The sequence below is a fragment of the Pseudomonas frigoris genome (assembly GCF_047758635.1).
Taxonomy (GTDB): domain Bacteria; phylum Pseudomonadota; class Gammaproteobacteria; order Pseudomonadales; family Pseudomonadaceae; genus Aquipseudomonas; species Aquipseudomonas frigoris.
In genome coordinates this window covers 3,529,215-3,551,598 of the sequence record NZ_CP180479.1, presented here as the reverse complement: position 1 = coordinate 3,551,598, position 22,384 = coordinate 3,529,215, and the positions used below count along the sequence as shown (strand labels likewise).

The following is a 22,384-nucleotide window of genomic DNA, read 5'->3' as shown; positions in this document are numbered from 1 at the left end:
AGACGGGGTTCATTCCCGTCATCAACCAAGGGGGGCGCGTAATGTTTGGCGGCGATTGTACTGGTCTGGCTCTTTAAACGATAGGGCGTTAAGGCCGCACGGCCACTTTGGCAGCATCAGTGGACAGATTTTCACAGTTGAAGGTTAACTATTGGTTACAAACTGTAGCTAAAATGCCAACTATCACCTGATGCCGACAGACGGCATAGGCTCAAGGACGCGCCATCGGGACCGTTGTTTCGTATTCAGACACTGCACAAGACCCTTGGGCCGATTGGCCGGCAAGGGACGCAGTTTGTTCACTTCTGACATGTGACGATTTTTTGTGAAATTGATCATTGCCGCTATTTACGTTGTTTCCATTGCGTACGTTCACTTGCGCGGACGCGTGCGTCACAAGCTGGGCCGCCAACTGAGCGATCACTCGACGTTTCTCGCGCCGATCAACTGCTTCCTTTATCTGTTCTCGAAAATCCCCAACAAGCCTTATCTGAACCCGGCCGATTTCCCTGATCTGAGTCCGTTGCAGGACCATTGGGAAGACATTCGCGCCGAGGGCCAAAACCTGCTCAGGGCCGGGGAGATCAAGCGCTCGAATCAATACGACGACGTCGGCTTCAACTCATTCTTCAAGACTGGCTGGAAACGTTTCTACCTGAAGTGGTACGGCGACAGCCATCCTTCGGCCATGAAACTCTGTCCGCGCACCACCGAACTGGTGCAAAGCATCGGCTCGATCAAGGCTGCGATGTTCGCCGAGCTGCCACCGGGTTCGAAACTGGTCCGTCACCGCGATCCGTATGCGGGTTCCTACCGCTATCACCTGGGCCTGGAAACACCGAACGATGCCGGTTGCTACATCAACGTCGATGGCGAGAACTACCACTGGCGCGACGGTGAAGCGGTCATGTTCGACGAGACCTTCATTCATTACGCCGAAAACACCACCGAGCAGAACCGCATCATTCTGTTCTGCGACGTGGAGCGGCCGATGAAGTATCGCTGGGCGGCGGCGTTCAATGGCTGGTTCAGCCGTAACGTGATGTCGGCGGCGGGCGCACCGAACGATGTCGGTGACAAGACCGGAGGCATCAACCGCTTGTTTGCCAAAATCTACAAGATTCGCCTGCGCGGCAAAGCGCTGAAAAAGCGCAACCGCAAGCTCTATTACCTGGAGAAGTGGGCGATTTTTGGTGGTTTGTTGGCGATTATCGTGCTGATCTGATTTCCGCGTTGTGGCGTATGACGCCTTCGCGAGCAAGCCCGCTCCCACAGTTAACCGCGATCTAATGTGGGAGCGGGCTTGCTCGCGAAGAGGTCATAACATTCACCGCAAACTTTCAATCAGCCACGAGAAGTCTTCGTGGCTTTTTTGTGAGCGGTCGGTTTGGTTGCCGTTTTGGTTTTGCCGGCACTTTTACCGCCGAGGCTGCGTTTAAGCAGCTCGGTCAAATCAATGACATCCGCGGTTTTCCGTTCCTCTTCGCCAGTCGCCGTTTCCACATCCTCGATCTTGCCTTCATTAGCCTTTTTCTCGACCAAGGCCATGATCTTGTCTTCAAAACTGTCGCGATAATCCTCGGGTTTCCAGTCTGCGCTCATGTCCTGAACCAGACGTTTGGCCATATCGAGTTCACCTTTGGCCAGTTCGGGCTTGGTGACTTCACTGCCCAGCTCCAGCGTGTCCAGACTTCGCACTTCGGCGGGCCAGCGCAGCATCACCAATACCATCGCCGATTCCAGCGGCATCAGCGCGGCGAGGTGCTGACGCGTGTGCAGCACAACATGAGCCAGGGCGACTTTATTGGTTTTGCTTAACGTTTCGCGCAACAGCGCATAGACCTTGCCACCGCGTTTATCCGGCGCGAGGTAGTAGGGCGTATCGATGTTTTGCAGGGGAATCTGCTCGCTGTCGACAAAGGAAAAGATGTCGATGGTCTGAGTGGACAGAGGGTGCGCCGACTTGATTTCCTCTTCGCTGAGGACCACATACCGCCCCTTTTCATATTGCACACCTTTGACGATGTGTTCCTTGGTCACTTCCTTGCCTGTGACCTTGTTGACGCGCTTGTAGCCCACCGGGTCCATGCTGCGGCTGTCGAGCCAGTCGAAATCCACCCCTTGCGAGGACGTCGCCGAGACCAGCGCCACAGGGATATGCACCAGACCGAAACTGATCGCGCCTTTCCAGATTGCCCGTGCCATGGTCGTCTTCTCGCGAGTGATGTTCAGGTGACCTGTGACGCTGTGCAAAAGTTTCAGCGGGCTGCGACCCGGTCCTGCGGGCTTATCGGCGGTCAGGTCAACTCGTGTTACATCTTGTGAAGGAGGTTTTAGTTAACAAATCCGAACCCCGGGCGTAGCGTGATATCGAAGTTCCTATCCACGCTGATGTCCAGAGGCTCCCCATGAACAGATTTGTGCTCGGCTGCACCGCATTGGCGTTGAGTGGCGTGCTGAGCAATCTGGCCCAGGCTGACACCGCATCGCCACCTTCTTCATTGCTGTTGGTCCAGAGCCCGACGGGCCACACCAGTAATCCTTACAACAGCCCGATTCGCCGGGCCAATCCCAACAGCATGCAAGGCACGCAACCCAGCGCGCCGAGCATTCGTGGGCCGAATACAGTGCCCGTGCCGCGGCCACCGACGCTTGATAATGGTGGCGTCGGCAACCGCTATCCACAGGATCGCTCGCCTCCCGCCACCCCTCCGAAATTCATTCCCAATCCACCTCATCGAGACGCGGACACCAGCAACCGTTGAACGGCACGACAGCGTTCTTGCCAGCCATTCGAACGACAAAAGGAATCGTGCATGTTGTGTAAAACCCTTCTGGCCACACTGTGTGCCAGCGCACTGATCACCGTCACGGCGCCTGTTTTCGCGGCGCCAACCCAGAATTTTAAAAGCGAACAGGGCACCCTTGAGGTGACGACAATGACCAAGGGGCTCGAACATCCCTGGGCCTTGGCGTTTCTTCCCGATCGCCAAGGGATGCTGGTGACTGAACGGCCCGGCAACCTGCGGGTGGTCAGCGCCGACGGTAATCTTTCCGCTCCGCTCAGTGGCGTGCCAAAGGTCTGGGCCAAGGGGCAGGGCGGCTTGCTGGATGTAGCGTTGTCGCCCGACTTCAAGCAAGACCGCACGGTCTACTTGTCTTATGCCGAAGGTGGCGGTGAGGGCGACAAGGCCGGGACGGCAGTTGGTCGCGGACGTCTGTCTGACGACCTGACAGCCATAAAGGATTTCAAAGTGATCTTTCGCCAGGAGCCCAAGCTTTCGGTCGGTAACCACTTTGGTTCGCGCCTGGTGTTCGACCGCGACGGCTATCTGTTCATCACCCTTGGCGAGAACAACGATCGGCCGACCGCCCAAGACCTCGACAAGCTGCAAGGCAAGGTCGTGCGGCTCTACCCGGACGGCAAGGTGCCGGATGACAACCCCTTTGTCGGTCAGGCGGGCGTGCGCCCGGAAATCTGGTCCTACGGCCAGCGCAATCCGCAAGGCGCGGCGCTCAATCCCTGGACCGGCACCCTTTGGGAAAACGAGCACGGTCCCCAGGGGGGCGATGAAATCAACATCATCGAGCGTGGCAAGAACTACGGCTGGCCGATGGCAACCCATGGCATCAATTATTCCGGCCAGCCGATTCCGGAAGCCAAAGGCAAGACCGCCGAAGGTACCGTCGCCCCGCACCATGTCTGGGAAAAGTCCCCCGGCCTCAGCGGCATGGCGTTCTACGACGCTGACCGCTTCAAGGCTTGGCAGCACAACGTGTTTATCGGCGCACTGGTGAGCCAGGAGTTGATCCGCTTGCAGTTCGATGGCGACAAGGTCGTTCACGAAGAGCGATTGCTGGGCGAACTCAACAAGCGCATTCGCGATGTGCGGCAAGGCCCGGACGGGTATTTGTATGTGTTGACCGACGAGGACGACGGGGCGCTTTACAAGGTAGGCCTTAAATAAACCCACTCCCTGGGTGTTTTTGGTCACGTTCGGGCATACAGAATTACCGCCGCCCGCAACTTGCCTCGCCCGAAGCTGCTCATCTTGTCGAACTCCCCATGACTGACCGGCAAATGCTGGCAGTCCATGGGTTGGCGATGCTGGCTGTGATCGACATCCGGGTCATGCAGGTAGACGAACTCTTCATCGCAATCGGTGACGATCACCCAATGCGGCGATTTGGAACGGGTCAGTCGATAGCTGCTGATGAGCACCAGCGGTTGTCCACCTCCGTCCAGTAAACCCGGAAGATCCAGCGGCCCGCCGATCACCTGTTCGACGTCAGTGGTGTGCAGCTGCGCCGTAAACTCCTCGTGCACCAGACGCATTACCTCTTTTTTATGCGCATTGCGTACGCCATCGAGAAACAGTGCCCCGGCCATGCTCAGTTGCAGACGCACTCCAAAACCCCGTCGCCATGCCGCCAGCGCCAGGCCTTGAGGGCTGCAGCCACCATGGCCGGAGGTCATGAACACGGTGGTCGCTTCGCGCCAGATCTGCAGTTCTTCGAGACGCTCCAGCACGCGATCCGCTTGCAGCGCGCCCATGGCCATCAGCAGACAGGCCGGGCCGCAGGTGAAATCGGTGGTCTGCGGGTACCAGGGCACCTTGATGTTGCGCGAGTCGCGGTGCTGGAGGATGCGCTTCTCCAGCCGCAGCGCGTCGGCATGGTCCTGGTAATAGTCGTGGATCAGTGCAAAGCGTCGGTAACCGTTGCGCTCGTACAGGGCAATCGCTGCCGGGTTGTCGATGCGTACTTCCAGCCGCAGGTAGGCGCAGTCGTGCTCAAGGGCGCAGGCCTCGATGCGTTGGAGCAATTGCTTGCCCAGGCCGCTGCCGCGAGCTTCGGTGGCGATCGCAATCGAGTAAAGGCGCGCCAGCGAAGTACCCCGGTGAAACAGCACCACGGCGTAACCGACCAGGTGTTCGCCACGCTGGGCCACCAACAGTTGCCCATTGGCGCGCGTGATCATCCATTGAAAACTGCGACGATTAAGCCGATCCGTGGTGAAACAGTGTTGTTCGAGTTCCAGCAGTGCCGGTAAGTCTTCAACCACCGCCAAGCGAAAAACCAGGTTCATATGACCACCGTAAAAGTTGCGTAACGAAACGGGACTTTCTAAAAAGTTCGTGCTTAATAGGAAAGGTCTTGTTCTCCAACGGATCAATCACTATGTCAGCGGTACAGGGTCATTGGCGCGAAGTATCCGAGCAAACTTTGCCGGCAGCAACTTATTTAAATGACAGTGTTAGAACTTCCAGTCAGTTGATTATCATCGTCGAGCGCAAGGAAGACTGGACCTCCTACTTCCCCAGTGAAGACATCGTCAGCGCTCAGGAATACCTCGAGAAACCCCGGGCCAACGAGCAGGGCAAGCGGGTCCAGGTGATCAACCTGTGCCGCAGCTACAAGTACCTGGGGCACGGTTACTACTGCTCGCTGCTGGCCGAAGCCCGTGGGCACAAGGTGATACCGTCGGTGCGGACCATCAGCGAACTGACTCGAAAATCCTTGTACGGCCTGGCCCTGGATGATCTGGATAAAACCCTGGAAAAAGCCCTCAGTCATCATCTTTACAGCGATACCGAAGGCTTTACCCTGACGCTCTACTTTGGCAAGACTCATATCGAGCCATTACAGGATCTGGCACGACAGTTGTTTGAATTGTTTCCGTGTCCGATATTGTTAGTTGAATTTCGCCGAACTAATGGCTGGCACATTGAAGGGGTAAAGTCCGGCGCCATACATAAGTTACGCGAAGATCAGGAAGATCAGTTCGCCCACTCACTCGACAGTTTCAGTCGCAAGATCTGGCGCGTGCCGCGTTCCCGGCGTTTGGCCCGTTATGACCTGGCCATCCTGCACGATCCCCAGGAAGCGTTACCGCCGTCGAATGCCAAGGCGCTGGACAACTTCGTCAGGGTTGGCAAGACGTTGGGCATCGACGTCGAGCTGATCGAGCGTAAGGACTACGCACGTATTGCCGAGTACGACGGGCTGCTGATCCGCGAGACGACAAGCGTCGACAACCACACCTACCGTTTTGCCAAGAAAGCCGAGAGCGAAGGGCTGGTGGTGATGGACGACCCGGCGTCGATTCTGCGTTGCACCAACAAGGTGTATCTGACCGATCTGCTCAAGAGTCATCAACTGGGCATGCCCGCCACCGAGATTCTCTATAAGGAGCGACCGGAAGACTTTGAACGGGTCGGCGAGCGCCTCGGTTTCCCGTTGGTGCTGAAGATCCCCGACGGCTGTTTCTCTCGGGGTGTGATCAAGGTCGAAAGCCAGCAAGCCTTGCTCGACGCCACGGCCGAACTGTTCGAGCATTCGGTGCTGTTGCTGGCTCAGGAATTCTTCTACACCGAATACGACTGGCGTATCGGCGTGCTCAACCGCAAACCCATCTTTGCCTGCCAGTACTTCATGTCCAAGGGCCATTGGCAGATCTACAACCACAAGGCCAAGGGCCAGGACATCAATGGCGAATGCCGCACCCTGGCGGTTCACGAAGCACCGCGGGCGGTGGTGGAGCTGGCGGTGAAGACTGCGAACCTGATCGGCGATGGCCTCTACGGTGTCGACCTCAAGCAGTCCGGCGACAAAGTGGTCGTGATTGAGGTCAACGACAATCCCAACATGGACGCCGGCGTCGAAGACGCTTACTTGCAGGACGATCTGTATTCACTTGTGCTGGAAGAATTCGTCCGTCGCCTGGAACTCAAGCGCCGCGGCCAGGCCTGGTGAGCGGCGGATGATCAAGCGCTTTCAACTGAGCCACGGTGCCCTGCAAGCAGTCGAACGGCTGGACGCCGACGTGATGTTGTTCAGCAATCCCGACGCGGCCGAACGGGATCTGCTGCACAGCCATTTCAAAGTTGATGAACACGCCCTGGCCTCGGCCCTGGACCCCGACGAGGTGTCACGCATCGAGTTTCACCCCGACAACCTGTTCCTGATCTGGAAACGCCCGGAAAACTATTCCGGCGCCGGCAGCCTGGCCTTCGAAGTGTCGTCCTGCGGTTTGCTGTTTTCCGAGCATCGTTTGCTGGTGATCGCCACCGACGACTCGCCGCTCAGTGGCCTCGGCATGCGCCAGCCCCTGAACAGGCCGCTGGATGTGTTGCTCGACCTGCTGTTCAACAACATCCATCACTACTTGGGCCACCTGAAGGTGATCAAGCTGGTTGCCCGGGAGTTGCAGCAGAAATTCAACGCGTCGATGCAGAACCAGCACCTGATCCAGATGTTCAACCTCAGCGAAAGCCTGATCTATTACATCAACGCGATTCACAGCAACGGCGCAGTCCTGACCCGGTTGCGCAATCACGCCGCAAAGGAACATTTCAGCGCCGAAGCCATTGGCCTGATCGACGACCTGATCATCGAAAACAACCAGTGCTACAAACAGGCGGAAATCTACTCCACGGTGTTCTCCGGGCTGATCGACGCCCGGGGCAACCTGATGAACAACAGCATGAACAACCTGCTGCGCAAACTGACGTTGATCAATGTGGTGTTTTTGCCGCTGAACCTGATTGCAAGTATCGGCGGCATGTCCGAGTTCAGCATGATGACGGCGGGCGTGCCTTGGTGGGTTTCGTATCCGCTGTTTCTGACTGCGATGATAATGGGGGCTGGAGTGATGGTGCTCGGGCTCAGACGGTTGGCGAAATAACTTTGGCGGCTGTCAGATCGCCTTCGCGAGCAAGCTCGCTCCCACATTTTGATCAGGGTGTACTCAAGCTCCGAGTCCTCTACAGAACCCTTGTGGGAGCGGGCTTGCCCGCGATGGCAATCTCAACAGCACTACAAATTCAGGATCAGACTTCTTGATGGACGGTTACGGATTTCTTCCGATCCTGCAGCCCACGCACCACCAAGTACAACAACGGCCCGATGGACACAAATATTGCGGTAAGCAAAAGATACGGCACCACCGACAGCCCTGACTGCCCACGCTTGCGCGCATCCGTGTACATCCAGATGCCCGCGAGCGTCGCCAGCAGGTACAAATCAATCACTACCTGCGCCGTGTCGGGGCGCGACATCAGGCTGAGGCCGAAGTCGATCAATGACTGTTCGGCCTGAAGCATCACCGAAACGGTGTAGCCGGCGAACGCGATCAGGGCAATGAGGGGCAGGGCGACAGACTTCATAGTTTCCTTCCTTGGGACAATGAGCAGAGTCGTCAGCCTACAGAGGCCGAGGAAAATTGGCCATTGACTTGCCATCAGCGCCCGGCTAATTTTCGGACATGACTTCCACTGTATTGCGCTGCCAGCCAAGCATTATTACCGCCATTCCTTATTTGGCGGGCTAGCTCACGACTGCAGCACCCAACCCGCCCTAGAGGCGGGTTTTTACTTTCTGTCTCCTGGGTCTTGAACCAACGCCGACCGGCGTAGGAGCTGCCGAAGGCTGCGATCTTTTGATCTTGGCGTCCGCAAGATAGATCAAAAGATCGCAGCCTTCGGCAGCTCCTACACACAGTCGGTGTACGACAGGAGACAACCATGAGCACCACCGCCCAGCAGACCTTGCTTGAGCACTACGTGAAAAAGATCCTCGCCGCGCCCGTGTATGAGCTCGCGGTGCGTACGCCGTTGCAGGTAGCACCGGCACTGTCCGAGGTTTTGGGTAACCAGATCCTGCTCAAGCGCGAAGACTTGCAGCCGACCTTTTCCTTCAAGATCCGCGGCGCTTACAACAAACTGGTGCAGTTGAGCGATGAGCAAAAGGCTCGCGGGGTAATCACCGCTTCCGCAGGTAATCATGCTCAAGGCGTGGCATTAGCGGCCCGTGAACTGGGAATTGCGGCGACCATCGTCATGCCGCGTACGACGCCGGAACTGAAGGTGCTGGGTGTGCGCAGTCGGGGCGCCGATGCCGTGCTGCATGGCGAGAGTTTTCCGTTTGCGCTGGACTATGCACTGAACCTGGCGCGGCAAACCGGTCGTACCTTTGTCTCGCCCTTCGACGACCCGGACGTGATCGCGGGGCAGGGCACTGTGGCCATGGAGATCCTGCGCCAGCATCAAGGTCCACTGGACGCGATCTTCGTCCCGGTGGGCGGTGGTGGCTTGATCGCCGGCATCGCGGCGTACGTCAAATACCTGCGACCAGCAGTCCGCATCATCGGCGTCGAGTCGGAGCATTCCGCCTGCTTATATGCGGCATTACAGGCCGGCGACCGAGTTGTCCTGCCAACCGTAGGTACGTTCGCCGACGGTGTGGCCGTCGCCCAGATCGGTGCGTATGGTTTCGAAGTCTGCCGGTTCTGTGTCGATGAGGTGTTGACGGTCAGCAACGACGAACTCTGCGCCGCCATCAAGAATATCTACGACGATACCCGCTCGATCACCGAACCTTCCGGTGCCTTGGCGGTGGCCGGAATCAAGAAATACGTGGCGCAGACCGGTGCCCGTGATCAGACACTGGTAGCGATCAACTCAGGCGCCAATATCAATTTCGACAGTTTGCGCCATGTGGCCGAGCGCGCCGCATTGAGCGGCGCCCCGGCGTGAGCGGTGTCAGGCCAGCAGCGGGCGAAGGAAGGTCCGCTCATAACTGACGATAAACTTCTTCTCGACCAGCGAAGCTACGAGCGCGGTGCTTTCGGCGTCAGTCATCGCGATATGCCGGTAGCTTTCGTAGTCCGCCAGCGAAGGAAAGCTGAACAGGCAGTAGGCGATATTGCTCGCGCCCTCGGAAGGCAGGAAATACCCGTGGTGCGTACCGCCCAAACGCTCGACGATGCCGAGCCAGGCTTTGGCGTAGGCTTCGAATTCGCTGAGTTGATACGGATCGATCACATATTTGACGTGGCAGGTAATCAAAATGGCGCTCCTGTAACGGGATAGAACGGTTATTCCTGGACGGCGTTCTCGACCTTGCTCGACGCCGACCAGATCCGGTAGCGGACTTCGACGTCTTTGGGCACGTAGAGCACGATCGGCAGTTTGCTGTTGTAGCGCAACATGAAACCGTCACCGACCACCGGCACGAAATCCTTTTTGCTTTTGCCGTCCGGGCAGGCCATCAGCGTACTCATCGGGCCGATGACTTTTTCCAGTCGGTAGAACGGGTAGCCCCAGCCTTCGAGGTTTTTCTCCTCGAGAATGCCGCCCAGGCGTTGGCGATTGCAGTCGACGGTCAGAGTTTTGCCCGCGAGGATTTCGACCTGGTAGCCGTCTTCCTGAGCCTGTGGGGCAAGGTGAATGACCTGGCGGGTGAAACCGCTCTCGGGCTTCGGGAACGGCGCAACCTCTTCGAGTTTCGCGGCGTGAGCGATGGTCGACAGCCCGGCAAGAATCAGCCCGACGGTAGTGATACAGGTCAAAGAACCCATGATGCCTCCTTGCTTGCGAGTGGGGTCAGCGGATACTGATTTGAGTGGCCGCATTCTTACTGGCGTCGTCGGCCAATGCAAACTTGTCGCTGGATGTATGCAAATTGCAGGGGCACCACAACGCCTTTCTTGCATATTGCAGGGGCTATTTACGTGCGGTTTCGCTAAATCGTTGATTTACCGATGAGCTGCAGTGCGAAATCCAAGGCATGTTTTATGCTGAAGCTGGTCTTAAGCTGACCGGGGATTTCATTGCGTCAGTATCGATAGTTGATTGGCAGTCTCACATTAAGGAGAGGGTCGCCATGTTTCTTTCTGCCTTGGAACTTCGCAATATCATTGAAAGCAGTTTTTTGCCGAAACGTTGTCAATGCACGCTGTCGCCGGACCTGTCGATGACCGTCAAGGTGTATTCCGATCGTGAAACCGATCACCTCGATCTAATGAAGACAGGAATAAATGCCAAACAGCTAAATGGCTGCCGAGAAATCAATGACCTGATCGCTGGGCTGCGCTCTGACATGCAGCACCAAACCATTGCCCGGACCCTGCATCCAGACCGGAAAGCGCTTTAACCCACGGTTTCGAGTTCCATCGACACGCGCTTGGTCTGGAGAAACGCCAGGCCCAGCGCCAGTTCGACCACCACAGCAAGCAATATGCCCGGACCGGCATGGCCATTGAGCCATTCGCCAAAGCCCAGTGCTGCCAGCCCCCAGCAGCCGACCATGAAACCATTGGTCAGCGCATTGCGGGTGATCGAAGGCGACTCGTTTCGAACCAGATAAAACATCACGCCCAATGCCGCGAACAGCATTGCACTGCGCCTTGCGACAACGCCCACCGCCAACGAATATTCGATGCTCCAGAGTGACAGCAACCTGTCCGGCATCAAACCCCAGACCAGGGCCAACAGAAAACACAGCGCGGCGGTAAAAGTCGACAAGGTACGAAACGATAACTGCATGGCGAATCCTTGCGGCAGTGGGGAGAGGCGCTGAGCATAGCGCCAGAACCCCTCACAGGAATACCGCAAAGTATTGAATCAGACCTTTCCGTCAGTTTTGATAACTGCAAGCGTCAGAAAGCTTCCGATAGGAGATTTCCGCAGGCTTGCCCGAGGTGCTGTCGATGTACTTCATGTCGGCTGTGACCACTTTGCAGTCCAGCGTCGACGGTTCGGTCAAGGTAATGACCTTGCCCACGTGCAGCGGCATGCCGTAATGATAGGGCACGGCCTGGGAGGATGAAGTGTCATTGGCCTGAGCCAGACCGGCAAACGCGGTGCAGGCGAGGGCGGTGGTGATCAGCAAGGTGCGCATGTTCATGAACGATCTCCGGTGCGGGGGGAAGTCAGCTCGACGTATTGGCGTCGAACCTGCCGCACTGGGCGTCAGAGAACTCTGAGGGCGTGCGGTCCAGTAAAGTTTTGGACCGCGGGGTTAAGCGATGGTTAACCCGACTGAATGCCGCCTGTCGTGAGGAGGTTTCTGACAGAGGTTTCATGTAGGTAAAAAAACTGAGGGAGGTTCGGCCCGTTCCTACACGGTCGGACTCTTTGTCGTCTTTCGCCGGCAGGCTACCAGCGTTTACTGTTTGACCTCGCTGCAAAATCAGCGAGCAGGTTTGGTCACCTGATATCCCGCATACATATGTGCCATCATTCGCCCCGCGGACATCTTTGTCTTCGTTGTGCGTTGTTATGGCGGCTGTGTGCTGGACGCCTTCGGGCGAGCCGATTTGCGGGTTATCGGTTGACCAAGCCTGTACACAGTCCGCCTCCCATCGTTTGGTCACGGTGCTGGCGGTTACTTAACTGACGTTCGAGTAATCCTAATGACAACGTTTAATCCGTTTCCTGATCGCTATCGCTCAATCAAAAGCAGCGTTACCGACTCAAACCCAATGGTCATCGACACCGAGGCCGATCCCCAAGACATTCTCGAAGCCGCTTTACAGCGGGTCCGAGCCGCCAGCCAGTTACTCGAAACGCTCCATTGCCAGTGTTTCAAGAACGGTGATGTTCAAGATATTCCGCACATTACTCATGCGCTTTATCTGCTGACGCAGGATGGGTGCGATTTGCTGGTGGTTGCGCAGCAGCAGATGATGGGGTGGAAGGCGCCGGTCTGACGGCGCACAGATAAAATATCCAGCCCTTTAGAGGCTGGATTTTTTATTGAGATTGCAAATAGGGGAATACCTGATCAGGCCATGCTCACTGAAGTTGACGGCGGAATCTGCGCAATTCGCACCGACGCTTGGTTTTCCGTATGTGCGGCCCACCGGTCGATGTGCGTTTTCAGCTCTGGCAATTCAGTGCAATCGCCATATACGTCAGCGATAGTCAGCTTGGTGCTGCTCAAAGACGTCAGCCGTTGCATGGTGAGTTCGATGGCTTGCAGCTCTTTTTTATTGTGTCGCACTGCCTGATTGACCGCCGTTTGACGCTCCTGAAGATCAGACATCGTGGATCGACGCTGCAACGGCGTGGCGCGCTCTTGAGGACGGCCTTCGATAGTCCCTCCGGGGAACTCCGAATCGGCGTTGCGCTGCCATTTCTGAAGTTCAGTACGGTAGGTTTCCACTTCGAGTTTCAGACGATTCGATTCCGTCGAGCTGATGACGTAGCCGCCAGTCGTTTGTGTTTCCTGCCAGCGTCGAAGTGATGCCCAGCAAGACGGAATATAGCCATCGAGCATCTTGTGATCTGCGGCGCTGAACACCTGTGCCATGAATTGGCTGCGATCAGGCATGTCGTTCTTTTTCATTTGGGCCACGCAGCGAGCCATCGCGGCTTCTTCATAGCCTTCACATCCAGGTTTCCACAACACAGAGGAAACAACCTGCCCCGGTAGCTGCAATGGCATGAAGTGGCGCTGTTCTCCGTGGTGCCAATAGGGCTTCCCGCCAAACCTAGCCATGCCGGCTGCGAATACCAAACCGCCAGCTGCCGGCGTCAGAACGCCCGAGACGGTTGCGGCGAGGCCGGTGATCCAGATCGGTTTCTTGGTATCCATCCATCCTGCGGGAACGCTAGGAACCGGATCGTTATGGTTGACGATGCGGTGATGAATCAATGCTTTGGCCCCGTCGACGAAATCGGCATCGCCGGCACGTGGTGAGCCGAAGGTGTAGAGAATTACGTCATCTGTGATGTTCTGGCGAAGCCATTCGGCCAACAACAATGCGATTGCACCGCCGAGGCTGTGGCCACAGACAAGAATTTTTTGGTCTCGTCGAAAACGACGAACGTAGTCTGCTATGAAAGGGCGAAGTGCCATAAAGGCTTCATAAAAACCTTGGTGCGCTTTCCCCGTCCCGCCTTCAATTGGCACTTGCTGAGCATCGGCATCTCGCCAGCCATCCCAACCTTCGGCTGTTCCCCTGACTCCGATCAATACAACTCGATCATCGTGCGTGGCATAAGCTTGCGTATCAGTATTCGTCCAGTCAGTTGTTCCCTGTCGAGCGTCGTTGAAAAAATGCACTGACGACGGTGTTTCTTGGTTTTCCCCGGATGAGGGATCATTTTGAGGATAACGGTCCGGGTCAAAGGGAACGATTTCCAGACGTTTTGAATAGGGTACGTCTTCCACCAGCGGGAACGCCGGTTTCTTCGAGTCCGCGTAACGCATCGGCTCTTCGTAACACGCAAGGCATGTGTTCAATACATGTCCAACGGTTCCGATTTTTGGGTATGAGAAGGCAAAATCTTTCTTTGGCTTCTCCTCTTTCTCCAGCGTTTCGGGAACTTGACCAAAGGCGCCATAGCTCAGTGTCGCCAGCAGTGACAACTGATACAGGTTAAGAGCGCTGAACTCAGGAGCTAACGACAGCAGAGGTCGGAATGCGCGAAGCGCACGTACTTCAAGAACGTAATGTTTTTCCGGAAGCAGACCTACACCGAAGTCCGGCACTTTATCACCCGCGAAATCACGAGCCAGTTTGGCGCAACCGGGTGAAACAGGGTTGGATAGTTTTGCTGCCGGTGGTAAGTGTTTTGTGAACTCAACAAGTTCACGAACTTCTACGTTGTGGAACTCGCCTTTTTCTGCTGCAGCTCGATACGCGCCCGTTTTTCCGGGGCTGCCGATAGGACGGCGTAGGGTTTTTTCCGCTGCTACCTGCAATTCAGTTATAGGAAGAGGGTAATCAGAGCGCTGTGTAAGATTAGAGTAAATCTTCTCGGCACCCTTGTACGGCTCGGACAGTGTCAATATTAGTGGTCCGTTGTAACTGCCAGATAGGCGAGCATAAGCTTCGGCATCCAATATACCCTTGTGTTGCGTTCCTTCTGAGTCTGTCAATACGTAATCTAGTCCGGCATAAGACTTGGTATCTCCAAATTCATCAACTAGCCGAAAACTGATCCATTCTCCACGCATTGGACACGCACGGCGCTGATCTACGAGCAATGGGCTTTCTTGGTTTTGCATAAAAATCCTTATTCATTGCATCCAGGATATACGGAGCATTCGCGTCCATTCATTTTGAAGGTTCTAAATTTTGGAGGAGTTGTACATAGCTCTTCGCTTTCAGAATTCCAACGGCCGGTACAAGGTTTCCAACCGTTTGGAACTTTATACCAATACGCTTGGTAGCCAGGTTTTTCTTCTGACGACAGCCTGAATGTTATAGGAATGATTTTATCTGCCAGTTCGCCTCTTACCAGTGCAGCTCCAGGCTTACGTCGCTTAAAACGATCCTCTGGAATTTTCCATTCCGTGTCCGCAGATGTGCAGGAAAGGATTTTTTCAATTTGTCCTTTTTTAGCTTTAGCAGTGCTTATCTGGAACAGCCAGGTGCAAAGTCCACGCTGCTCGGAAGAAGAGGAGGTAGACGAGTTATTCAATGCGGCATTAACGATCGATAAACCACCAGCATGGTCCAAAGACTGATCCCAATCGTCGGTTCCATATGTGGCATTAACTTCATAATTCACTCTGGTGAGCGCCATCGAGCAACCACCAATATGGTACTCCAACGGGATCTCTGTAGCGACTTTCTGCTCTGTGTTTTTTGCCGGAAATTTATCGGATCTCTGTTGCTGTCGAGTCACCGAGCCCCCTAAGCCTGGGCTATAAACCTTACAATCCTGACCTGCTTTAGGTGAATACTGCGCCTTGGAGGTAAAGCCGAAATTTGGAGGAACGCTGGCAACGAGTGTGAAATGTTCGCTTCCGTAATAGCTGCCCACGCCCTCGACTCTATCTTTGGCCATCTGCCCAGCCCAGCTACAGGCCCCCATCAGTGGAAGAGCAAGAAAAAATACAGACTTGGCGCTGCCTGAAAAAAAATTGTTACTCATTAAACGCTCCTTGCTCTGTGCAATTTGGGTAGACGGTGCACTCGCGGCCATTCATCTTAAAGGGTCTGAAATCCTTAGTGTTTCCTCGGCAAAAACCGTATACGTCATTAACGCCCTTGCCCAAGCATGGTTTCCAACCGTTCGGAAACTTCTGCCATTTGCCGTCCGAAGCAGGTGTTTCTTCAGGTGAAAAGCGAATTTCAAAATGGACTACTTTTCCTGGCAAACTATCACGACTCAGGGTGCCACCAGGCTTACCTCTGCTATAACGATCTTCGTTCACGCTCCAGTGCTTGTCTGTTGCAGTGCATGAGAGGATTTTGGAGATGCCATCTTTTTGGATTCTTGCGACACTTAATTGAAACATCCAACTGCAAATGCCGCGAAATTTGATCTCATCAGAGTCAGTTGCTTTGGGCGCAGCTTCCTCAGTTGAGTTGCTGATTGATATTCCGCCACCGTCACCACCAATATCTAACGAGGTAGGACCGTAACTTCCGTCGATGCGGGTGTCTACATGCGTCAAATCCATCACACATCCAGCGATGCGGTATTCCAAAGGTATATCGAAGCGTTCAGTTTGCTCGATATTTTTAACGTCGATCCGGTCAGTTTTTTGCTGGTGTCTGGTGACTTCTCCACCCAAGCCAGGTACGTAAGTTTTGCAGTCCTGTCCTGCGCGCGGTGCATATTGAGCTTTCGACGTAAATCCAAAATTAGCCGGGGTTGTCGCGATCAATGTGAAAGATTCGGAGCCATAGTAACTGGTTGCAGATTCAGCGCTATCCTTCGCCACCTGCCCAGCCCAAGAGCAAGCGCCCATCAGAGGAACAGCAAGAAAAAAAGCAGACTTCAAAATGTATGAAAAATAATGGCTTCTCATTTGATGTTCCTTGCTCATTGCAATTTGTGTAGGCCGCGAATTTGCGAGCGTCTTCGCCCATACCCATTGCCTTATATTCAAACCTCAATACCGACACTCGATTCAGAAAACACTCGCTGACAACGCTCAAAATGCGCCTCAAGCGTTTCCCCCGGTAAAGGCTCCCACGCAATATCTTCCATACACTTGGGACTCAGTCGTCGGCTCAACATCAACTCTCTCTGTTCCGGCGTTTTCCATTGCCACAGATCCATTAAGTCCATTTGTTCTTCAAGCCACTTGCTGACGACGCGTGTTTCCGCCAACTCAGCCGCCGCTTCGACGTGATAGGTCAGCAGCCAACGTTTGAGGTTGTCGCGCAGGATGCTTCGAGCCTGTTCGCCGGACTCAGGGTTTCGCAACCAAGGCGCAGGATCAGGAGCCGGATAAACCCCGGGCCTTGCGTTATCCGCGCTTTTCCATTGATTTTCATCCCAATACAGCACGCTGCTGATCGGGCCGAGCAGCAGCGGATATTCCGATGCTTTGAGGTTGGTCAGGCAACGAGCAATCACACGGTTGTCCTGGAAACGGAACAACGAGCGCTCGCCGTCTTCGTCGATGATCATCCGCGCTCGCCAGTGTTGGGTCAGGCCGTCGAGGTCGGCGTTGTCCATGCTGCCGATCCAGCCCCAGTTTCGCTGTGGGTCGTCCAGCAGTTTGCGGAAGGCGTCGGCGCTGGGGTTGGACAGTTCGGTCAGCCATGGGCTGATGGCGACGAATTCGGCGTACTGGGTGCCTCGATAGAGTTGCACCGAGCGCTGCATCAGGCCGGCGCTGTACAGCGAGGTGACCGGGTTCGGTTCGGCGAGGCTGTCGAGGGCGAGGATCAGGACTCGGTTGAGCCGGGTTTGTTCGCCGAGCCAGTTGTTCAGTGCGTCGCTCATGCTGCCGTCCCCAAATCACACTTGCCTTCACGGCAGGCTTCGCAGATCGGGCAGCGGATGTCGCCAGCCGCACGGGCGGCTTTAGCCATAGCCATTTGCACGGCCGCCGGGACGAGCAGGGCGCCTGCTTTGTCCTGGGCGGCGGCCCATGGAATAACAGGAGGGAGAATCTGAATCCCTGTCCCCGCGCCGGGCCCACCGCCGGAGTTGACCTTGACCTGCGCGCCACTGATCGTCACGCCCCCCGCATCCACCTTCACAAAGCTCCCGCCAGCCTTGGCCGTCAGCTCCATGCCACCCTCAACCACAACCTTTTCCCCAGCGTTGTAGTGAATCTCCTGCCCAGCCTCGACAAACTGCGCCGTCCCCACCTTCACATGCTGAGTCACGCCAACGGTGAGGTGATCATTCGCCCGGGTTTCAGTCTTGCGGTCGAGGTGGGTAATCCGATGCTCTTCAACCTTGAATTCGCTTAAAACATTGGCCTCAACGGTGTCATGCCGCTCGTTGCCGACGCGAATCTTCTGGTCATGCTCAATGTTTTCATCCCAATCGCGCTGGGCATGCAGGTAGATCTGTTCCGCACCTTTTTTGTCTTCAATCCGAAACTCGTTGTAACCGTTACCGCCCGGTGAGCTGAGCGTCTTGAAGGTGCTGCGGGTTTTGTTCGCCGGCAGGTCGTACGGGACGACGTTTTCCTTGTGGTACAGGCAGCCTGTGATCAGTGGTTGGTCGGGGTCGCCTTCCATAAACGACACCAGCACTTCCATGCCGATGCGCGGGATGGCGATGCCGCCGTAGGCACTGCCGGCCCAGCCGGTGGCGACGCGCAGCCAGCAGCTGGTCTTGTCGTCGGCCAGGCCTTCGCGGTCCCAGTGGAACTGGACTTTGACGCGACCGTACTCGTCGCAATGGATTTCTTCACCTGCTGGGCCGGTGACGATGGCAGTCTGGCTGCCGAGGACTTTGGGTTTCGGGTGTTCGAGGGCAGGGCGAAAGTGCGCGTCCCACGGGGTGGCGAGGAAGCGGTTGCGGTAGCCCTGGTGGAAATCGTCTTTGTTCTGGGTGACGTCGCTGGTGACGTTTGCGCCGAGCACTTGCGGCTGTTTGCCTTCGTGCACCACTTCCAACAGTAGCCAGAGGTCGTTCCACTCGGCGCGCGGGTGTTCGCTCAGGGCCATGAAGTGGCCGCTGACCAGGGTTGGCTCGTCACCTTTGCCTTCGGCAAGTTTGTAGTCGCTGCGGTGGCGTTCCAGGGCGCGGGTTGCCAGTTGCTTGCCGCGTTCGCGGTCGGTGAAGCGGCCGGGGTAGTCGTAGTCTTCCAGGTCCGGGGCGAACGCGCTTTTGGCGGCGCCCTCGGGCAGGATGCGCGGTTTCTCGAAGTCGTAATCGCGGCGGCTGACGCGGGTAGTGCGGGTTTCCAGGCGCAGGTTGAAGCGCTTGATCACCGGTTTCTCGGCGGCCATGCCGGAGTCTTGCTGGTAGGCCACGGGCGCGAGTTTGCGGAACACCGTCTGGTCGTCGCCGAACACCAGTTTGTGGCCGCTGGCACTGTGCTGGAAGTGGAAGTGAATGCCTTCTTCTTCGCACAGGCGCTGGATGAAATGCAGGTCGGACTCGTCGTACTGCACGCAGTAATTGCGTTCCGGGTAGATCGCGCCGAGCTGGAAGCTGTAGGCGTCGGCCAGGATGCCGCGCGCTTCAAGGACCTGAGCGATGATCTTCGGCACACTTAAATGCTGGAAAATCTGCTGGTCATGGTTGTGGCGCAGGTAGGCGAGTTGCGGTACCAGGCTGATGCTGTAACGGGTCAGGCTTTTGCCGGAATCGCCTTGCTCGATGCGATACACCAGGCCGTGGATGATGCCTTTGCCGGTGGCACCGAAGGTCAGGCAGCCGGGCTTGTGCAGCAACTCTTCGAGTTTCAGGTCGGGGCGCGCGCTGACCAGTTCGATGTCGAAGCAGAACGGCTGATTGAGGGTTTCGCGACCGACGAAGCTGAGTACCTGAAGGTCAACGGAAACGCCTTCCAGCGTCAGGGAAATATGGGTTGCGTTCGCGTCCAGCATGCCTTTAATTCCGTCCTTTGAATAAGCTGGGGCGGATGGTGCAGGATTAAAGCGCCTCGTTCAAGGAAACGAGCCTTCATTTACCGACTAAAGTCGTCTGTAGCCGGTAACAGCCCCCTGCCATCATTGGCACTTACCCCCGTTGGCGGTGTGAGTTACGCCGCCATCGCGAGCAAGCTCGCTCCCACATTCGACCGCGATCCAATGTGGGAGCGAGCCTGCTCGCGAAGAGACCATCAGCCTCAGCGAAGATCCAACTGCTGGCGATACGGCAAGTCCGGTCCGGTCTTGCTGCAAGTCAGCGCCGCAGCTTGCACCGCAAACTTCAACATCCCGTCGATCTGCTCGCGGCTGAGCTGCTGCACACCCTCAACCGAATCCAGCTGCTGCTCGGTCAGCCAGGTAATCAACGCCGCCTGGAACGTATCGCCAGCGCCCACGGTGTCGGCGATTTTCACTGAACTCGCCGGCACCGACCAGGAGCCATGCAGGCGGCTGAACACCGTCGCCCCCTCGCCACCACGGGTCAGAAACACCAACTGACAACGATGCTGCAGCCAGCCTTCAATCACCCGCTGCGGATCCTGCTCGGGGTACAACAGGCTCAAATCTTCATCACTGACTTTGATCAGGTCGGCCAGCTCAACCAAGGTCGCAATTCGCGAACGCCACAGGTCGATATTCGGCTCAGGATTGAGCCGCACGTTGGGATCAAGGCTGATCAAGCGTTTGCCGCTTTCCCGTTGCACCAATGCCAACAGCGTGTCGGCAATCGGTTGCACCACCAGCGAGAACGAACCGATATGCAAGCCGCGCACTTCAGGTCCCAGTTCCGGCAGATGCTCGGTTTTCAGCTGACGATCCGCGCACCCTTCACCCCGGAAGCTGTAATGCGGCGAACCATTGGCACCGACGGCCACCATCGCCAAGGTCGTAGGCGCAGCGAAATCCACCAGGTAATCCGGCCGCACGCCTTCATCCTGCAGGACCTGCTGCAAGCGCCGACCGAGATAGTCGGTCGACAACCCGGCAAACAGCGCCGCGTCCACGCCCAAACGGCGCAAACCCACCGCGACATTGAACGGCGAGCCGCCGGCAATCGCCTTGAAATTCACTTTTGAAGCCAGGCCGCTGGCATCGTCTTCACTGAAGAAATCGAACAGCGCTTCGCCACACACCAGGTACATAGTTATTCACTCTTTAAAGGGTTGCGACATGCTGTTGATAGCGTTCGTAGGCCTGCTGACAGGCTGCCACATTGTCTGCCATCGGCAAGGTTTCGCTGGCTGGATCGAGCTTCACGCAACGCTCGCAAAGGTCCGCCAGACTGTCTTCATGCCCGTTTGCCCAGGACTTGCACCACGCGGCCTGAATCGCGGCGCCAAGGGCCGCGGCTTCGCTTTGTTCGGTGCAGATGACTGGGGTGTTCATGATGTCAGCGACGATCTGCCGCCACACCGGGCTTTTCGAGCCGCCGCCGATCAGGCAGATGCTGCGGCTTTGTAAGCCATTCTGGCGCAGCAGGTCCAGTCCATAACGCAAACCGAAGGTCGTGCCTTCGACCACCGCGCGGCACAGGTTGGCCTGAGTCAGGTTGGTCATCGTCAACCCCAGCAAGCTGCCGGTGGCATGGGGCAGGGCGGGGACGCGCTCGCCGTTAAGGAACGGCAGCATGCACACGCCTTCGGCACCGATGGGTGCTTGCGCGACGAGGGCATTGAACTGTTCGATATCCAGCTCGAACAACTCCCGAATCACACCGGTCGCGTTGGTCAGGTTCATGGTGCAGATCAGCGGCAGCCAGCCACCGCTGGAGGAGCAGAACGTTGCGACTGAAGCGTCCGCACTGACCTTCGGTTGATCCGCATAGGCGTATATCGTCCCCGAAGAACCGAGGCTCATGGTGATAGCGCCGGGCTTGATGTTGCCGGTGCCGATGGCGCCCATCATGTTGTCGCCACCGCCGCTGGAGACCAGCGCCTGCGGGTTGATGCCCAGGTGTTCGGCGATGCTCGGCAGGATCGTGCCGACCGCTTGATGAGCGTCGATCAGCTCCGGCAGCGCGGCTTGCAGTCGCCCGGTGGGATCGATGTCACGCAGCAGCTGCAAATCCCACTGGCGGGTGCGCACGTTGAAATAGCCGGTGCCCGAGGCGTCGCCGTACTCGCTGCAACTGCGGCCGGTGAGCCAATAGTTGAGGTAGTCGTGGGGCAGCAGGATGCGCGCGATGCGAGCGAAAATCTTTGGATGTTGTTCTTTGCTCCAGAGCAGTTTTGAGACGGTGTAGCCCGGCGCGATCACAACGCCGAGGCGTTCCAGCGAGCCTTTTTCGCCACCCAGATGGGTCAGCAGACGGTCGTTTTCCGGGGTGGATTCGGTGTCACACCAGAGTTTGGCCGGACGCAGCACCTGGCCCTGATCGTCGAGCAGCACCAACCCATGTTGCTGGCCGGAAACGCCGATGCCGAGGATGTCCTGGCCGTCGACCTTTGCCGCGAGCAATGCACGGCGGGTGGCAAGCGCGAAGGCTTCCAGCCATTGCGAGGTGTCTTGCTCGCGGTGGCCATTGGCGCCACTGATCAGGCTGTGCGCTGCAGCGCCCTGGCCCAGCACCTGACCGCTGACGGCGTCGAGGATGATGGCTTTGGTGCCTTGGGTGCCGCAGTCGATGCCGAGGAATAGTTGTTGGTTTGCCATGGGATGTCCTTGGTGTGTCAGGTCGATCTCGTTGAACCCATTAGCGAGCAAGCCCGCTCCCGCACTTGATCTGAGGTGGCCACAAATGTTGTATACGCCAGCTATCTAATGTGGGAGCGGGCTTGCTCGCGAAGACGG

Annotated in this window: 21 protein-coding genes and 1 pseudogene; 8 read left to right on the top strand and 14 right to left on the bottom strand. The window is 56.7% G+C overall.

Going from position 1 to position 22,384, the window contains the following annotated elements; translation table 11 throughout:
* Nucleotides 1–325 precede the first annotated feature (325 nt).
* Nucleotides 326–1,225: a lipid A hydroxylase LpxO gene (lpxO, locus tag ACMXYH_RS16225; RefSeq protein WP_415764118.1), complete on the top strand. Its 900-nt coding sequence runs from the start codon at nt 326–328 to the stop codon at nt 1,223–1,225.
* Between the two features lie 119 nt (nt 1,226–1,344).
* Here the strand turns inward: lpxO and ACMXYH_RS16220 are convergent, their stop codons facing one another.
* Entirely contained in the window at nt 1,345–2,205 is an 861-nt protein-coding gene (locus tag ACMXYH_RS16220) for a Ku protein (protein WP_134420004.1), read from the bottom strand.
* Nucleotides 2,206–2,408: 203 nt separating this feature from the next.
* Here ACMXYH_RS16220 and ACMXYH_RS16215 point away from each other — a divergent pair, with 203 nt between their 5' ends.
* Together ACMXYH_RS16215 and ACMXYH_RS16210 are read left to right on the top strand one after the other, a co-directional pair.
* Nucleotides 2,409–2,765 carry a hypothetical protein gene (locus tag ACMXYH_RS16215; RefSeq protein ID WP_415764117.1) on the top strand — a complete coding sequence of 119 codons (357 nt, stop codon included), beginning with the start codon at nt 2,409–2,411 and terminating at the stop codon, nt 2,763–2,765.
* 51 nt (nt 2,766–2,816) lie between these two features.
* The gene (locus ACMXYH_RS16210; protein ID WP_415764116.1) at nt 2,817–3,968 is read left to right on the top strand and encodes a PQQ-dependent sugar dehydrogenase; all 1,152 of its coding nucleotides are present in this window, start codon (nt 2,817–2,819) and stop codon (nt 3,966–3,968) included.
* A 23-nt stretch (nt 3,969–3,991) separates the two neighbouring features.
* On the opposite strand, the gene rimI is transcribed toward ACMXYH_RS16210, so the two are convergent.
* Nucleotides 3,992–5,089 (bottom strand): ribosomal protein S18-alanine N-acetyltransferase, encoded by a 1,098-nt coding sequence (rimI, locus tag ACMXYH_RS16205; RefSeq protein WP_415764115.1) that lies wholly within the window; start codon nt 5,087–5,089, stop codon nt 3,992–3,994.
* Nucleotides 5,090–5,181: 92 nt separating this feature from the next.
* On the opposite strand from rimI, the gene ACMXYH_RS16200 reads away from it, so the two are divergent.
* Nucleotides 5,182–6,756, top strand: coding sequence for a RimK family protein (locus tag ACMXYH_RS16200; RefSeq protein WP_415764114.1), 1,575 nt, complete (start codon nt 5,182–5,184; stop codon nt 6,754–6,756).
* A gap of 7 nt (nt 6,757–6,763) precedes the next feature.
* Entirely contained in the window at nt 6,764–7,687 is a 924-nt protein-coding gene (locus ACMXYH_RS16195) for a magnesium transporter CorA family protein (protein ID WP_415764113.1), read from the top strand.
* A 145-nt stretch (nt 7,688–7,832) separates the two neighbouring features.
* Here the strand turns inward: ACMXYH_RS16195 and ACMXYH_RS16190 are convergent, their stop codons facing one another.
* Nucleotides 7,833–8,168 carry a DUF2834 domain-containing protein gene (locus ACMXYH_RS16190; protein ID WP_282479177.1) on the bottom strand — a complete coding sequence of 112 codons (336 nt, stop codon included), beginning with the start codon at nt 8,166–8,168 and terminating at the stop codon, nt 7,833–7,835.
* Between the two features lie 357 nt (nt 8,169–8,525).
* Between ACMXYH_RS16190 and ilvA the strand changes: the two are divergent.
* A pseudogene (gene ilvA, locus ACMXYH_RS16185) lies at nt 8,526–9,518 on the top strand (threonine ammonia-lyase, biosynthetic); the annotation flags it as partial.
* A gap of 24 nt (nt 9,519–9,542) precedes the next feature.
* Here ilvA and ACMXYH_RS16180 read toward each other — a convergent pair.
* Nucleotides 9,543–9,848, bottom strand: a complete 306-nt coding sequence (locus tag ACMXYH_RS16180; RefSeq protein WP_033055038.1) for an NIPSNAP family protein — start codon at nt 9,846–9,848, stop codon at nt 9,543–9,545.
* A 29-nt stretch (nt 9,849–9,877) separates the two neighbouring features.
* Nucleotides 9,878–10,360: a serine protease inhibitor ecotin gene (eco, locus tag ACMXYH_RS16175; RefSeq protein WP_415764112.1), complete on the bottom strand. Its 483-nt coding sequence runs from the start codon at nt 10,358–10,360 to the stop codon at nt 9,878–9,880.
* 305 nt (nt 10,361–10,665) lie between these two features.
* Between eco and ACMXYH_RS16170 the strand changes: the two genes are divergently transcribed.
* Entirely contained in the window at nt 10,666–10,935 is a 270-nt protein-coding gene (locus ACMXYH_RS16170) for a DUF1652 domain-containing protein (protein WP_129444312.1), read from the top strand.
* Here ACMXYH_RS16170 and ACMXYH_RS16165 read toward each other — a convergent pair.
* A complete protein-coding gene (locus ACMXYH_RS16165) occupies nt 10,932–11,327 on the bottom strand; it encodes a hypothetical protein (RefSeq protein ID WP_415764111.1) in 396 nt (131 codons plus the stop codon). The two genes, ACMXYH_RS16170 and ACMXYH_RS16165, sit on opposite strands and share 4 nt — an antisense overlap.
* A 91-nt stretch (nt 11,328–11,418) precedes the next feature.
* A complete protein-coding gene (locus ACMXYH_RS16160; RefSeq protein WP_046047138.1) occupies nt 11,419–11,688 on the bottom strand; it encodes a DUF2790 domain-containing protein in 270 nt (89 codons plus the stop codon).
* Nucleotides 11,689–12,196: 508 nt separating this feature from the next.
* Here ACMXYH_RS16160 and ACMXYH_RS16155 point away from each other — a divergent pair.
* Nucleotides 12,197–12,493 carry a hypothetical protein gene (locus tag ACMXYH_RS16155; RefSeq protein ID WP_415764110.1) on the top strand — a complete coding sequence of 99 codons (297 nt, stop codon included), beginning with the start codon at nt 12,197–12,199 and terminating at the stop codon, nt 12,491–12,493.
* Between the two features lie 74 nt (nt 12,494–12,567).
* Here ACMXYH_RS16155 and ACMXYH_RS16150 read toward each other — a convergent pair whose 3' ends face one another.
* The 7 genes from ACMXYH_RS16150 to xylB all read right to left on the bottom strand — a co-directional run bounded on the left by ACMXYH_RS16150 (nt 12,568) and on the right by xylB (nt 22,246).
* Nucleotides 12,568–14,799 carry a lipase family protein gene (locus ACMXYH_RS16150; protein WP_415764109.1) on the bottom strand — a complete coding sequence of 744 codons (2,232 nt, stop codon included), beginning with the start codon at nt 14,797–14,799 and terminating at the stop codon, nt 12,568–12,570.
* Nucleotides 14,800–14,807: 8 nt separating this feature from the next.
* Entirely contained in the window at nt 14,808–15,671 is an 864-nt protein-coding gene (locus ACMXYH_RS16145; protein WP_415764108.1) for a hypothetical protein, read from the bottom strand.
* Complete coding sequence (locus ACMXYH_RS16140) at nt 15,664–16,554, bottom strand: hypothetical protein (protein ID WP_415764106.1); 891 nt, start codon at nt 16,552–16,554, stop codon at nt 15,664–15,666. The genes ACMXYH_RS16145 and ACMXYH_RS16140 overlap by 8 nt, the downstream gene beginning before the upstream one ends.
* Before the next feature lie 77 nt (nt 16,555–16,631).
* A complete protein-coding gene (locus ACMXYH_RS16135) occupies nt 16,632–17,480 on the bottom strand; it encodes a DUF4123 domain-containing protein (protein WP_415764105.1) in 849 nt (282 codons plus the stop codon).
* Entirely contained in the window at nt 17,477–19,549 is a 2,073-nt protein-coding gene (locus ACMXYH_RS16130; RefSeq protein WP_415764104.1) for a type VI secretion system tip protein VgrG, read from the bottom strand. Before ACMXYH_RS16130 ends, ACMXYH_RS16135 begins: the two co-directional genes overlap by 4 nt.
* A gap of 242 nt (nt 19,550–19,791) precedes the next feature.
* The gene (locus tag ACMXYH_RS16125; RefSeq protein ID WP_415764103.1) at nt 19,792–20,736 is read right to left on the bottom strand and encodes a carbohydrate kinase family protein; all 945 of its coding nucleotides are present in this window, start codon (nt 20,734–20,736) and stop codon (nt 19,792–19,794) included.
* 13 nt (nt 20,737–20,749) lie between these two features.
* Nucleotides 20,750–22,246 (bottom strand): xylulokinase, encoded by a 1,497-nt coding sequence (xylB, locus tag ACMXYH_RS16120; protein WP_129444291.1) that lies wholly within the window; start codon nt 22,244–22,246, stop codon nt 20,750–20,752.
* Between the last annotated feature and the right edge of the window lie 138 nt (nt 22,247–22,384).